The following is a 13,776-nucleotide window of genomic DNA, read 5'->3' on the forward strand; positions in this document are numbered from 1 at the left end:
AGCCGTGCCCGGGGCGCCGACGTGTCGCACGCAGATGTGGCGATCGTTTATCCGGTGACGCAGACTGGGCACGGAGAGGAAATCAGTCTAATTCGTGCGTATTGCACCTACGCATATCGCGCCCATTCGACCGGGAATACCATGACCGCGGTTCAGAATGACAGAAATCCCTCGCCACGGCAGCCGGCCGGGCCCGCGGTCACGCCGGCCACGGCCCTCCTGGACGGCGCGGGCAACGTCATCGGGTGGTCCGAGGCCGCCGAGGCACTGCTGGGCTATCGAGCGGACGAGATCCTGGACCGCCCCGCCGACAGGGTGCTCACGCCCGGCGGGGAAGTGCCACGCCCCGAGAACGGAGACTGGAGCGGGGTCGTAGAGGTCCGCCACCGGGCCGGACACACCCTGCGGCTCGAGGTCCGCATGGGCGCGATGGGCGGCGCCGCGGGCCGTGCGTACTGGCTGATGACGGTCTTCGACCCGGACGAGGGCGCGCTGCCCGGGGTGAACCGGTCTCTGCTGGACGGCCTGCTCTCCCACTCACCCATCGGCATGGCCGTCATGGACACGGACCTGAGATACACCTGGGTCAACGAGGCTCTGGTGCGGACGTCCGGTGCAGCGGACCGGCTGGGGCGCACGCTCAGCGCGGTCTTCCCCTCCCAGCAGGCGGCCGCGGGTGAGGCCGCGATGCGCCGGGTCCTCGAGACGGGCACACCACGGATCGACTACGAGTACAGGGGACCCATCCTGTCCGACCCGACCGGCGAGCACATGTACTCGGCGTCCTTCTTCCGGCTCGAGGACGAGCACGACAAGCCCACCGGCCTGTGCTACCTGGTGATCGACATCACCGAACGGTGGCGCAGGCATCGTCGCGAACTGATGCTGAGCAGAGCCCGTGCGTGCGGAAAGGAGCTCGATCCCGTCCGGGCCGCTCAGGAGCTCGCGGAGATCTGCGTGCCGGACTTCGCGGACCTGGTGAGCATCGACCTCGCCGACGCCGTGCTCCAGGGCAGTGAGATCCCCTGTGCCTCCGCACAGGGATCCGTCTCCCTGCGCCATGCCGGCCACCAGGCCGACGGCGGGGTGTGCGCGAGTTCCCTACGAGGCAGGGGCGACGCGGTGGAGTACGGCCCGCAGTCGCCGGCCGTGCGATGCCTGGAGGACGGGAAGGGCGTCCTCGGGGCACCGGCTCACGCCGCGCCCGCAGCCCGGACCACCGAGAGCGCGCCCGGGCGCCCCCCGACGGGCGAGGAAGACGCGTTCCACCCGCCGATCATGGTCCCGCTGTGCGCGAGCGCTCTCTCGCTGGGCCTCGCCACCTTCCTGCGCGCCCGTGACAAGGAGCCTTTCACACCGGAGGACCTCGCCTTCGCGGAGGAGTTCGCGGTCCACGGAAGTTCCGCGCTGATCGCCGCGCACCGCTTCGCGCAGGAGCGCAGGATCTCGCTGTCGCTGCAGCGGAGCCTGCTCCCGGGGCGGCTCGGCGCGGACGAGGCGGCCGAGATCGCCTGGCGCTACTTTCCCGCCTCGCAGGAGGCGGGCGTCGGCGGGGACTGGGTCGACGCGATCCCTCTCTCCGGAGCCCGGATCGCGCTGGTGGTCGGCGACGTGGTGGGGCACGGCGTCAATGCGGCAGCGGCCATGGGGCGACTGCGCGCCGCCGTCCACACCCTGGCGGCCATGGACCTGCCGCCCGACGAACTGCTCGCCCACCTCGACGACTTCGTGACACGTATCTGCGCGGAGCAGCCATCGGGAACGCGCTGCGGCGAGGAGGGTTCCAGCCTCATGGGGACCCTGGGTGCCTCTTGCATGTACGCCGTCTACGACCCCGTCGACCGGACATGCGCGATGGCGCGTGCCGGCCACCCCGCACCGGTGATCACGCGGCCGGACGGGACGACCTTTGTGCCCGATCTCCCGGTCGGCCCGCTGCTGGGCGTGGGGTCGGTCCCCTTCGAAGCCGTCGAGATGACGTGCCCCGACGGCAGCCTGCTTGCCTTCTTCACGGACGGCCTGGTGGAGGACCGCAGCAGGGACATGGACGAGGGCGTCGCACAGTTGCGTTCCCTGCTGGGCGACGCAGACGCACCTCTTGAACAACTGTGCGACGACGCGGTGGCGGCCCTTGTCTCCCGCCCGCTGAGGGACGACGCCGCCCTCCTGCTCGCCCGCACCGCCTCGTTCCCGTCCTCCGCCGTGGCGACCTGGGAGATCCCCGTCGACCCCGCATATGTCAGTGAGGCCCGGGCCCTGGCGGATCGCCAGCTCGAGGAGTGGGATCTGGGAGACCTGCAGTTCACCACCGAACTCATCGTGAGTGAGCTGGTCACCAACGCCATCCGCTACGGGGCGGCACCGATCCGACTCCGCCTGATCCACCACCGCGTGCTCACCTGCGAGGTGTTCGACGGCAGCAGTACATCACCGAGGCTGCGCCACGCCAGGACGATGGACGAAGGAGGCCGCGGGCTGTTTCTCGTGGCCCAGGCCTCGCAGCGGTGGGGCTACCGGTACACGGGTTCGGGGAAGTCGATCTGGGTGGAGCAGGCGCTGCCCCCACCATGGCCGTGACTTCGGGCGGCGGGGCGGTGGCGGGAGCAGACGAACGACGGGTGCGCGGTATTGCGGTACCGCCCACCCGTCGTCGGGTCGCACTGCGCCGCCGTCGACGCAGTGCGTGCTCAGTCGCTCAGGCCGTGGCCGAGTTCCCACAGCTGTAGCACGGAGGAGGAGTTGATGGCGTAGGCGACTCCGGTGATGTCGTCGCGTGCGGCCACGTACTGCTTGCCCTGCCACAGAGGCAGTACGGGGACGTCGTCGGCGACGGTGTCCTGGATCCGGGTCAGTGTCTTCACGGCCCTGAGACGATCGGCGTCGCGCCTCGTCTCGGGAATCAGTGACTGCTGGATGGTCTTGTTCGAGTACGGCGAGTTGAGGAAGTTGTCCTTGTCGAGGAAGGGTGCGACGAAGTTGTCGGCGTCGGGGAAGTCGGGGAACCAGCCCATGCCGTAGACGTCATAGTCGCCCTTGCGTTCAGCGGTGCTGAAGTCCGCCCAGGGGGTGCCCTGGATGGTGACGTCGAACAGGTGGCTGGCCTCGAGCTGCTTGCGCAGGATCTCGAACTCCTGCTTCGTCGCCGTTCCGTAGTGGTCGGTGGTGTAGTGCATGGTCAGTTTCACCGGAGTGGCGACGCCTGCCGCGTCGAGGAGGTTCTTCGCCCTTGTGATGTCGGGAGTGCCGTACTTGTTGAAGAACGAGTTGGAATGCCCGGTGAGGGATGCCGGAACTAGTGAGTACAGGGGCTCGACTTGAGTACCGTAGACCTTGGAGACCAGCTCGCCGCGGTCGACGATCTGAGCCATGGCCTGCCGGACGGCCTTGGCCCTGACGGTGGGCGCGTCGGTGTTGAAACCCAGGTAGCGGATCTCCAGGCTGGGCATTTCGACGAGATTGACGCTCTTGTCGTTCCCCGCCTCGAGCTGCTTGATCTGGGCGGGTGACATGGTGCGTACCATCACATCGATATCGCCCCGGCTGATGGCGGTGCCCATGGCCTTCGCGTCGTCGAAGACATGCACCACGACCTGGTCGTTGTTCACCTCCAGGCTGCCTCTGTAGAGCGAATTCTTGGTGAAGGTGACGGTCGTGATGGCGTCGTCCTTCACCTCGGCCTTGAAGGTGTACGGGCCCGAACCGTCGACGGCGAAGCCGTCACGGAGCCTGTCTCCGTCGTAATCCCTGGGGTTGACGATGCCCGCGACCGGAGTCGTCAGCTTGTACGGGAAAGTGGCGTCTGCCGTCTTCAGATGGAAGATGATCTCACGGTCGCCCCGGGTCTCGATCGTGCCGATCGTGTTCAGCAGTGCGGAGACGTCGGTGTCGGCCTTGATGCGCAGGGCCCGTTCGATGGAACTCTTCACGATGTCGGCGGTGATCTTGTCGCCGTCGGCGAACTGCAGACCCTCGCGCAGGGTGCAGACGTAACGGTTGTTGCCGCCTCCGTCGAAGCCGCAGCGCTCGGCCGCCTCGGGCACCGGGGCGCCCTCGCCCTTGGGTTCGACCAACAGTGTCTGGACCGTCTGGCGCAGGAGGTTCCAGGAGTTGGTGTCGTAGGTGTAGGCCGGGTCGAGGGGAGCCGGGGCGTCCTTGGTGGCCGTGAACCTGTCGGTGGTGCCGATGACGATGGTGCCGGCCCTATTCCCGCTGTCGGAATCGCTGCACGCGGTGACAACCGGCGTGAGCAGGCCGGCGACTGCTGCCAGCACCCAGGTCTTGCGGTTCATGCTCTGTTCTCCAAGGGGCGTTCCGTTCCAGCCGCCCACATGTGCTGGCGGCGCGGCAGAGTGCCGGGCTGCGACTGTTGTTTTGCGAAACGCTGATGTGCAGTCACAGGAAGGCTCGCAGTCGTGCGAGTTGACCCCTGGGCATGCGGCGTGAGCCGGCATGGGAACGACACCGGCGATGTTTTGTTGATACTTCAACATTAGGGAGGGCTTTGAATGCCTGTCAATGCGCCCAGAGTCATGCCTGATTCGCCGGTCGGATCTTAGAATCGCCGCCGGCCGCAACAGCGGGACAGCTGCTCAATGGTGCTCGATCGGGTAGATGGAAAGCATCAAAGGGCATACCTGCGGACCGGAATCTGCGGTCCCGATTTTTTGGTGACGGCTTTCGACGGAGACCGGGCAGGCCACCTCGGCCAGGGCGTGTTTCGAATGAGGCCCAAGGTGTGTTTCGAAAGAGCGGCGACGGTCTCGCGGTCACCGGCTCGCAGTCCGGCTTCGGCCTGCTGCGCAGCCGGAGTCCGTGGATGAAGACCACGGCAACGGGAAGCGGGGCGGTCGTGGTGGGAGCCTGCTCGCAAGGGAGTGCCGACCCGGCATGTGCCCACGGAAGCGGGAACCCCGGTGCTCTCGCACCGGGGTGACACCCCTGTGATTCAGGGCCGGACGCCGAACGGCCCGAGAACACCCGCGTCGATCCGCAGGGACTCCAGCAGGGTCCAGGCGTTGTCCTTGGTGAAGACGTCGGCGGCGGCGAGGACTCCGGCGTACTTCGCGGCCACCGGGGCGGCCGCGGTCTCCGCGACCGCGTCGAGGAACGTCCTGAAGATCGCCCACGAGTTGCCCTGTGCGCCGTACTTGGCGAAGTACGGGCTCGGGTCGACGGAGTCGATCGCGGAGCGGGTGCTGGCCTCCAGATCGTTCATGTACTGGATCTGCAGGGTGCCGTCCGCGCGGACTCCGAGGCGCCCGAGGTGGCCGCCGACGAAGGTCTGCCACGGGTAGTCCATCGCGATGCTCTGAGCCTTGATCCAGTCGGGGATGTCCTGGGAGACCGCGAGGTTCTTGAAGGGCACCCAGCCCGGATACAGGACGTCGACCAGCATCAAGGTGGCGTACTCGGGCGCGTAGACGAAGATGTTGTCGGGGGAGTGGTTGGGCCCGTGGTATGCCAGCTGAAGGGTCTCTCCGCCGACCTTGAGCTGGTACTTGTCGCGGAACGTGACCGTCGGCTGCGGACGGTTGGGGTCCGCCGCACGGGCCAGCAGGCCGGCCGTCGCGGCGTGCGAGACCCGTATGACGTCTGTTCCGAACAGACCGGCCGCGCCGATGTGGTCGGCGTGCGAGTGCGAGTAGACCAGGTGCGTCACCTTGCCGGGCCGGCCGTTGGCCCGGGTGACGTCGTCGATCGCGCGGAGCAGGTTGTGCCCGATGGTCGGCGGCGCGTCGACGAGGACGACGCCGCGTGTGGTCGTCAGGAACATGGACTGGTAGTAGGAGTCGGTGACCCAGTAGAGGTTTCCGGCGATCCGGCCCACGTAGTAGCCGTCCGCGTTCGGGGTGGGCCCGACCGAGGCGGCGGGGATCGGGGCGAAGTCCGGCAGACCGTTGTCGTCGGCGCGGGCGGGTTGGGCCAGTGCGCCGACGAGACTGGCGGCGGCGGGGACGGCGAGGGCGCCGGCGGCGCCTTTGAGGAATCCGCGGCGGCCGGTCGGAGACGGGAGATTGGCAGGCATGGAGATCTGGTCGCCTTTCGGTTCGATGACAGGGGGAACGGAAGGGATGGGACTGAGGGACTGAAGGGGCGTCGCTCAGTGCGGCGAAGTCGGGGTGGAAGCCAGGGCGGAGGACCCCTTCCTCGAGACGGCCGCCGACGATTCCGCGCCCCTGGCCGCGCACACGGTGATTGCCGACGACGTCAGGACACCACCGTGTGCACAGCGTTCGCACCGGGGCTCCACCCCAGCAGGACGCCCCGTCGACAGCCGCCACGGACTGGGGTGAACACTGTGATGCGAGCCGCGCGGGGCCATGGCCAACACGCATGGCCCGCGTGGCGGTGTGTGTGGTGGGGGGTGAGAACCCGGCATGACGAAGATGCCGGGTTCTCTTCCTGCCGCGCCTTGTCCCCCCACGGGCCAGTGCGCGCCGGAAGCGGGCCGGGGCGGCCGAGTGAGGCGTGGTCCGCTGCCCCTCTTCATCCACGCGTGTGTCAGAAGAGCTCCGCACTGTAAGCACGTAGGAGTCCGGGGAAAAGGTTCACATCATGTGCGCCTGTTGTGCCGGGCGGGCGCGGACGGGGCGAAGGGGGATCCGACGAGGCTCGGGGTGAGCAGCCTGCGAGGGCGCCGACAACCGCAGCCGCGCGCAACGCGCGACTTGGACATGGACTTCAGGCGCGGCCTCGATCCGCCCGATGCCGTCGTGCCTGCCCGAAGGGGTGACGGAGGCCACTTCGGTTGTGGATTGAACGTTAAACAATTTCTGCTAGTATCGCCCTGCGGGGAGCGCCGGAGAGTCCGATCGGGCGGTATGGCGGTCGGGCGGATGTCTCCCGGCGGGAACATGTACGGCCCGAGAAGGGTGTCGACGCATGGCTGTCGACGCCTTCTGCGGGGGCGTACGCGGTAATTATGTATTGATCAATCCAGAAAGGGATCGTCATGGAACTGCACCTCAAGGGCAAGGTCGCCGTCGTCACCGGAGCCAGCAAGGGCATCGGCCTGGCCGTCGTCGAGGGCCTGGTCCGTGAAGGCGCGAAGGTCGTGGCGGGCAGCCGCACCTCCACTCCCGAACTGGACGCCCTGGCCGCCGCGCACGACGTGAGCGTGGTGTCCGTCGACCTGTCCACCGCGGAGGGCGCCGAGGCCCTGGTGCGTGCCGCTGTGGAGCGGCACGGCCGGATCGACATCCTGGTCAACAACGTCGGCGCGGCCGAGCCGCGCGAGTCGTTCCTCAAGGTGACCGACGAGGACTGGCAGAAGGTCTTCGGCGTGACCTTCTTCAGTGCCGTCCGCGCCAGCCGTGCGGCCCTGCCGCACCTGCTCGCCGCCGAAGGAGCGTCGATCGTCAACATCAGCTCCATCAACGCCCGGCTGCCCTTCCCGATGGTCGTGGACTACTCGGCGGCCAAGGCGGCGCTGACCAACCTGAACAAGGCGCTGTCCGAGGAGTTCGCCCCGCAGGGCGTGCGGGTCAACGCCGTCTCCCCGGGCCCGGTCCGCACCCCCTTCTGGACCGCGCCGGGCGGCTTCGCCGACGCCACTGCCGCGGCCGCCGGCACCACCGCCCAGGAAGCGCTCGACGTGGTCGTGCCGCAGAGCATGGGCATCGCTTCCGGCCGGATCACCGAGGCGCACGAGGTCGCCGACCTCACCCTCTTCCTGGCCTCCCCGCTGGCCGGCAACATCACCGGAGCCGAGATCGTCATCGACGGCGGACAGATCAAGACCCTCTGACCGTCCCCCTGACACCCGTGTCATCCCGCCCGGACGCCGTGACGGCCCCATGGCCGAGCGGTCATGGGCGGGACAGCGGTGACGGGGGAACGGGGACCCGGCCGCGCGCGACCGCGCACAACGAGCCGAACACCGTCGGCCGGTCACGGATCGTGGGCCGGGCACGGATCGTCGGCCGGTGCAGTCACCTCGACCGAGCAGTACATCCATGGTCTCGCGCCATGTGAGCAACATCGGAACCCCGAAAGGTAGGACGCCAGGTGAGCGACTCTGGACCGTCGCGCCCCATGCAGGTGACCGTCCTGGCAGAAGACAGGCTGACCGCGCAGGGCGTGGAAGCGCATCTCGCCGCTGACGACCGCGTGCACGTGCTGCCGGTGGGCGCCGAGGAAAGTCCGGATGTTCTGCTGGTCATCACGGCCGAGCTGGAGGAGAAGACGTTCACGGCGCTGAAGCGCTACTGCCCGGAGGACCCCGCAGCGGCACCTCGGCTCGTCCTCGTGGCCGACAAACCGACCGCCCAACAACTCGTCAGGGTGATCAGGCTGGGACTCGTGGCCTTCATGTCCCGCGAGAAGACCACCCTCGCGGACATCACCGAGATGCTGTGCGCGGTGGCCCGCGGCGCCGCGTCGCTGCCGCAGTCGATGCTCGGTTCACTGCTGGAACAGATCCGTACCCGCCAGTGGAACGGCCAGGGCCCCGATACCGAGGACGAGTCGTCGTCCTTCACCGCCAGGGAACTCGCGATACTACGGCAACTGGCCGCGGGCTTGAGTACCACGGAGATCGCCGCCGCTCTGCACTACTCGGAGCGAACCGTCAAATACGTCATCCACGAGATGATCGCGCGGCACGGTCTGCGCAACAGGGTTCACGCGGTCGCCTACGCGCTGCGCCAAGGTCTCCTCTGACGGGCCCGGCCATCGGCCCCCGGCGCCGAACCGTGCTCGGCCGAACCCGGGGCGCGTCCGGGCCCGGTCAGGCCGCCGCACGGTCCGGCGGTCCGGCGGCGGCTCCCGCGTGAATCCGACGACGGAGCTGCCGCAGTGCGTAGTGCTGCCGGGATTTGACGGTGCCCGCGGGGACTCCGAGAATCCTCGCGGTCTCCTGCACGGTTTTGTCGTTCAAATAGGTGTGGACCAGGACCTCCCGATGCTCCCGCGAGAGCTGCCGCAGCAGGGCCGCGGCGTCGACCGAGGCCAGCACCGTGTCGGCATGGTCGCTCTGGAGCACGCCCTGATGCTCCGCGCCAGGGGACTCATGACGGAAGCAGGCGCTGCGGATCCGGTCGATGGCCAGGTTGCGGGCCACGGTAAGCAGCCAGCCCCGTATCGAGCCTTCGTGGGTACACAGCCGTTCCGAGTGGCGCCAGGCGCGTATCAGGGTCTCCTGCACGATGTCCTCCGCCATGTGACGGTCACGCAGCATGCGCTCGACGTAGGCGAGTAGCGGCTTGGTGTGGTCGTCCACCAACACCTGCAGAAGGTGCTCGCAACGTGCTCCCGAAGGCTCGGCCGGACCAACTGCGGAAATCATGTCAATCCCAAAGAGGCCAGGTCACGCCCGTCGGAGCCACTCGCACGGCCGACGCCGGCCGGACAACGGCCGGGCGGGTGCGGGACCGCCGAAGAGCGGGGCAGAGGCGGTGCGCCGACCGAACCGCGCTCTGGGCTCGTTGCCGACGGGCACGACGCATTTCGTGCCTGCTACGGCGAAGTTCCTGTCGGAAGCGACGCGTTCGGTGATCGTAGGCAGACGCCACCACCGGAAAACTGACGAGATTCTGACCGCGCGCATGCCGAGGAGACGAGGGGGCGAGCCGGGCCGGTACCCCGGTCCGCCTCTTCCCGTCGTCCGCGCATTCCGTGACCAGGCGTGCGTTCCCTGCCAACGCCTTCGGGTGATACACGGTCCCGCGCCGCGGCAGGGTTCAGCCGTGTCCCGTAAGCCTGCCGCGGTCTCCGTCGGCATCCGGGTGGCCGATGCCCTCCAGGATGACCACCGCCTGCCTCAACGCCCGGGCCGAACTGTCCGTCCGGCCCGCGGCACGATGCGCGTCGGCGATGTGGACGAGGGCGTCCGCCTCCAGAGACGACTCCTGGATCTGTCGGTGAGCAATGCCGCAGCGCAGATCGGGTTCGAGCAGCCGGCGCAGGGCAGCGACGTGGCGGTGGATCACGTTCACCGCCGTCGCCGGTGGATCCTCGTGCCACAGCGCGTCCACGATCACGGGCAACGGCACCGGTTGACCGGCGTGCGCCGGCAACGGGGCCGGCAGAGCCTGCTGTTTGGGAGGGCCGAGCTTCACGCCGGCAGAACCCCGCCATGCCCGGAGGGGCCCAAGAATCTGAAAACGCACAGCCAGTCGATTCCATTGGCCGTCGGACGCCGGGCACGTCTCCGGCGCTCTCGGTGCGCGAGGTGCGCGGCGGAGTTCACGTGGGCACCCGGGTATGCCGCGGGCGTGGTGCTCACTTCAATTTCAGGACCTGCCCGCGGGTGGATTCCGTGATCTCCGAGACGGAAGAATGCGCCGTCCGACGATTCTTCTGGCCCCCGACCGGGGCCATGTGCCCCGGAGACCGTGATGACGACCCGATTGAGCAGCCCGCCGGAAACCGCCGAGACACCGCCGGTACCCCACTGGACCGTCCAGGTCGCCGGTGCGCTCACCGACGAGGCGAGCGGCGACGAGGGACCGGTGCACCCCGCCGCCGGGACGTCGTTCGCCGCCCTCCATCTCTGGCATGCCGGGACGGTGGCGGACCTGATCGGCGAGGCGGTCGCCCGGCACGGCGGGGATCCAGCTCCGCACGAGGCGCTGCGGGCGGTGCACGCACGCGCGGCGGCCGGCGAGGTGTTCGGCGAGAACGCGTGGTCGGCGGTGCTGGAACCGGCGTTGCGGGAGGTGTACCGGCTGGCCTACCCCGGCGAGCAGGTCCGCGCCAGGGCAGCCGCGGCAGCCTCCTCCTTCGCGCTCTCGCGCGGATGGGCCGAGGAGGACGCAGAGGACTACGGGAACTCCTACGCGCGGATGCACACAGAGGTGAGCGAGCGAGTGCACGCCGGGGCGAACGCCGTCGCGAACGCCGCCGCGTATGCCCTGGCGTTCGCCACCCGGGACGCGTGGGAGTACGCGCATGCCTGGCCGTTCGCTCTGGTGCAGGCGTGGATCGCCGCTTACGCGGGACCGGCCGACTTGGACGGGCCGGTCGCGCAAGAGGCCCGGGCGCGTCTGCGGGGCGGTCTCGCCGAGGCGGTGAGGTGCGCCATCGCGTGAACGGTGACGACGGATGAGGTGTCGTGCGCGGTCCCCCCACGGGCCGTGCACGACGCCTGATCCGCGTCGTCCTGTCAGCCCTTGACGGGGCCGCCGTTGATGGCGACGCGCTGGCCGTAGCGGGAGTAGGGGTAGTAGTCGTAGATCGCGTGGTGCTGGACGCAGCGGTTGTCCCAGAAGACGAGCGTGCCCGGCGTCCAGCGGACGCGCAGGTGCAGGACCGGCCGGCGGGCGATGGTGTCGAAGAGCATGTCGAGCAGGGCTCGGCTCTCCTGCTCGGAGAGCTGTGGGATGCGGCTGGTGTAGGCCTTGTTGACGTACAGCAGCTTGCGGTCGGTCTCCGGGTGCCGGGCGACGAGCGGGTGCTCGCTCTTGGGGATGACGTAGTCGGCCGGCGGGGTGTAGCCCGCGAGGGCCTGCGCGCCGTCGTGGACGGCGGTCAGCGGGTCCAGTAGGGAGCGCATGGCCGGGGAGAGCATCTCGTAGGCCAGGTGCATGTTGGCGAAGAGGGTGTCACCGCCGCAGCCCGGCTCGGGCACCTCGGTGATGTACAGCATCGATCCGAGCGAGGGTTCGGCGTCGGCGGTGCCGTCGGCGTGCCAGCCGTTGCCCGCCACGTTGGCCGCGGCGGAGGGGGTGCGGATCTCCAGGATGTACGGGTCGCCCTCGGGCGGTGGCGGGTTGACGGCCCGCAGCTCACCGAAGGCCGAGGCGAAGCGCTTGTGGTCCGCGGCGGTGATGGTTTGGTCGCGGAAGACGAGGACATGGTGGTCACGGAACGCGGTGCGTATCTCCTCCATCTGCTCGTCCGGGATCTCCTGCGACAGGTCGACACCGGAGACCTCCGCACCCATGACGGGGGTGATCCGCTCGACCGCGAGGGTGCGGTAGTCGTGCACGGGACGCGTGGTCACCGCTTCCAGCGCTGCGCGTTCGTATGACTCCATGACGTCCTTCCAGAAGGGAGTGGATTATCGGGACTCTTGCAGAAAGCCCCGGCGTTCACGCCAGGGATGAATGCATCTCAAGACTGCTCTGACGTGCACGTTAGAGCGGACGTTTTGCTGCTCGATGTACTGGCGCACGATCGCCAACGGTGCTCCCCCGCACGAGGCGGAGAAATACGAGGGCGACCACAGGTGCCCGTGCATGATGGCGCGGTTGATCCGGCCGGTGAACTCCTGCCGTATCCGGCGGGCGGAGACGCCCTTGAGGCTGTTGACCAGCTTGGAGACGGCGACCTTGGGCGGGTAGTACACGAGGAGGTGGACGTGATCGCGTTCCCCGTTGAACTCCTTCAGCTCCGCCTCGAAGTCCTCGCAGACCTTGCGCATGATCTCTTCGCAGCGTGTCAGCATCTCGTCGTTGAACACCCCGCGCCGGTACTTCGTCACGAAGACCAAGTACCAAGTGCACATGCATCGCCGCAACAACGTGCCTGCCACGTCTGTAATCGTTCTGCCCACCAATGAGATTCATCGTCGTAGGGTCTTGGGTGTGCAGCTTCGCTACAACTACCGGGCCTACCCGGATGCCACCCAGCGCCGTGCGCTGGCCCAGGCGTTCGGGTGCGCGCGGGTGGTGTGGAACGACTGCCTGCGTGATCGCAAGGAAGCGCACGCGGCGGGGCTGCCGTATGTGAAGTCGGCCGAGCTGTCCCGGCTGCGCATCACCTTGGCCAAGCGCACCGCCGAACGCGCCTGGCTCGCCGACGTGTCGGCGGTCGTCCTGCAGCAGTCTCTGCGGGACCTGGATGCCGCCTACAAGAACCTCTTCGACAGCCTCAAGGGCAAGCGGCAGGGCCGCAAGGCCGGCCCTCCCCGCTACAAGTCGAAGAAGGACACCCGGCAGTCGATCCGCCTGAACACCAACGCCTTCTCCCTCCAGGACGACGGCACGGTGTACGTGGCCAAGGTCGGCAACCTCAAGGTCAAATGGTCCCGCCAGCTTCCGGCCGCACCCACGTCCCTGACCGTCACCAAGGACAGCTGCGGCCGGTACTTCCTCAGCTTCGTCGTGGACACCGAACCGGACATCCTCCCCGGCGTGGAGAGCGACGCCGGTATCGACCTCGGCCTGTCCGCCTTCGCGATCCTGTCCGACGGCAGCAGAATCGACAGCCCCCGCTTCCTGCGCCGGGCCGAGAAGAAACTCAAGCGCCTTCAGCGCGAGCTGTCCCGCAAGACCAAGGGATCGAAGAACCGGGCCAGGGCCCGTATCAAGGTCGCACGTCAGCACGCCAAGGTGGCCGACCGGCGTCGGGACTTCCACCACAAGGCATCCACACAGATCATTCGCGACAAGCAAGCGGTGTACGTGGAAGACCTCACGGTGTCCGCTCTCGCGCGTACCCGGCTCGCCAAGTCCGTGCACGATGCGGGATGGTCCGCGTTCGTCGGCATGCTGCAGTACAAGGCGGCCCGGCACGGCCGCACCTTCGCCAAGGTGGACCGCGCCTTCCCGTCCTCCCAGGTCTGCTCGGCCTGCGGATTCAGGGACGGCCCCAAGCCCCTGCACGTCCGAAAATGGACGTGCAGCGCCTGCGGCACCGTGCACGACCGCGACCACAACGCAGCACGCAACGTCCTCTTCGAAGGACGCCGCATCGTCGCCACCGGACGGGTGGAGACGCCAAACGCCTGTGGAGCGCCGGTAAGACGGGCACACGTGCCCGCACAGCGCGTTGAAGCAGGAAGCCCCCGGAAGGGTCAGACGACCCAGGCCGGAATCCCTGGACTTTAGGCCA

10 protein-coding genes and 1 pseudogene are annotated in these 13,776 nt (G+C 68.3%); 5 read left to right on the top strand and 6 right to left on the bottom strand.

What is annotated here, in order from left to right; genetic code table 11:
• Positions 1-141: 141 nt before the first annotated feature.
• On the top strand, positions 142-2,577 hold the full coding sequence (locus FNH09_RS02505; protein WP_152884619.1) for a SpoIIE family protein phosphatase: 2,436 nt from the start codon (positions 142-144) through the stop codon (positions 2,575-2,577).
• Between the two features lie 110 nt (positions 2,578-2,687).
• Here FNH09_RS02505 and FNH09_RS02510 read toward each other — a convergent pair whose 3' ends face one another.
• The gene (locus FNH09_RS02510) at positions 2,688-4,289 is read right to left on the bottom strand and encodes an ABC transporter substrate-binding protein (RefSeq protein ID WP_152884621.1); all 1,602 of its coding nucleotides are present in this window, start codon (positions 4,287-4,289) and stop codon (positions 2,688-2,690) included.
• Between the two features lie 656 nt (positions 4,290-4,945).
• Positions 4,946-6,025, bottom strand: coding sequence for an MBL fold metallo-hydrolase (locus FNH09_RS02515; protein WP_152884623.1), 1,080 nt, complete (start codon positions 6,023-6,025; stop codon positions 4,946-4,948).
• Between the two features lie 927 nt (positions 6,026-6,952).
• Here FNH09_RS02515 and FNH09_RS02520 point away from each other — a divergent pair.
• Together FNH09_RS02520 and FNH09_RS02525 are read left to right on the top strand one after the other, a co-directional pair.
• Positions 6,953-7,747 carry an SDR family NAD(P)-dependent oxidoreductase gene (locus tag FNH09_RS02520; RefSeq protein WP_152884625.1) on the top strand — a complete coding sequence of 265 codons (795 nt, stop codon included), beginning with the start codon at positions 6,953-6,955 and terminating at the stop codon, positions 7,745-7,747.
• 287 nt (positions 7,748-8,034) lie between these two features.
• Entirely contained in the window at positions 8,035-8,661 is a 627-nt protein-coding gene (locus FNH09_RS02525; protein ID WP_152884627.1) for a helix-turn-helix transcriptional regulator, read from the top strand.
• A 67-nt stretch (positions 8,662-8,728) separates the two neighbouring features.
• Here the strand turns inward: FNH09_RS02525 and FNH09_RS02530 are convergent, their stop codons facing one another.
• A complete protein-coding gene (locus FNH09_RS02530) occupies positions 8,729-9,226 on the bottom strand; it encodes a sigma-70 family RNA polymerase sigma factor (RefSeq protein WP_338017442.1) in 498 nt (165 codons plus the stop codon).
• Between the two features lie 454 nt (positions 9,227-9,680).
• Positions 9,681-9,992 (bottom strand): AfsR/SARP family transcriptional regulator, encoded by a 312-nt coding sequence (locus FNH09_RS02535; protein ID WP_162468016.1) that lies wholly within the window; start codon positions 9,990-9,992, stop codon positions 9,681-9,683.
• A 345-nt stretch (positions 9,993-10,337) separates the two neighbouring features.
• On the opposite strand from FNH09_RS02535, the gene FNH09_RS02540 reads away from it, so the two are divergent.
• A complete protein-coding gene (locus tag FNH09_RS02540) occupies positions 10,338-11,030 on the top strand; it encodes a SpcZ (RefSeq protein WP_152884633.1) in 693 nt (230 codons plus the stop codon).
• 74 nt (positions 11,031-11,104) lie between these two features.
• Here FNH09_RS02540 and FNH09_RS02545 read toward each other — a convergent pair whose 3' ends face one another.
• Both FNH09_RS02545 and tnpA read right to left on the bottom strand, forming a co-directional pair.
• Complete coding sequence (locus FNH09_RS02545) at positions 11,105-11,977, bottom strand: TauD/TfdA dioxygenase family protein (RefSeq protein WP_152884635.1); 873 nt, start codon at positions 11,975-11,977, stop codon at positions 11,105-11,107.
• 114 nt (positions 11,978-12,091) lie between these two features.
• Positions 12,092-12,509, bottom strand: a pseudogene (gene tnpA / locus FNH09_RS02550) (IS200/IS605 family transposase); the annotation flags it as partial.
• Between the two features lie 18 nt (positions 12,510-12,527).
• Between tnpA and FNH09_RS02555 the strand changes: the two are divergent.
• Positions 12,528-13,772 carry an RNA-guided endonuclease TnpB family protein gene (locus tag FNH09_RS02555; protein WP_162468017.1) on the top strand — a complete coding sequence of 415 codons (1,245 nt, stop codon included), beginning with the start codon at positions 12,528-12,530 and terminating at the stop codon, positions 13,770-13,772.
• Positions 13,773-13,776 lie beyond the last annotated feature (4 nt).

The organism is Streptomyces adustus (genome assembly GCF_009377175.1).
Lineage (GTDB): Bacteria > Actinomycetota > Actinomycetes > Streptomycetales > Streptomycetaceae > Streptomyces > Streptomyces adustus.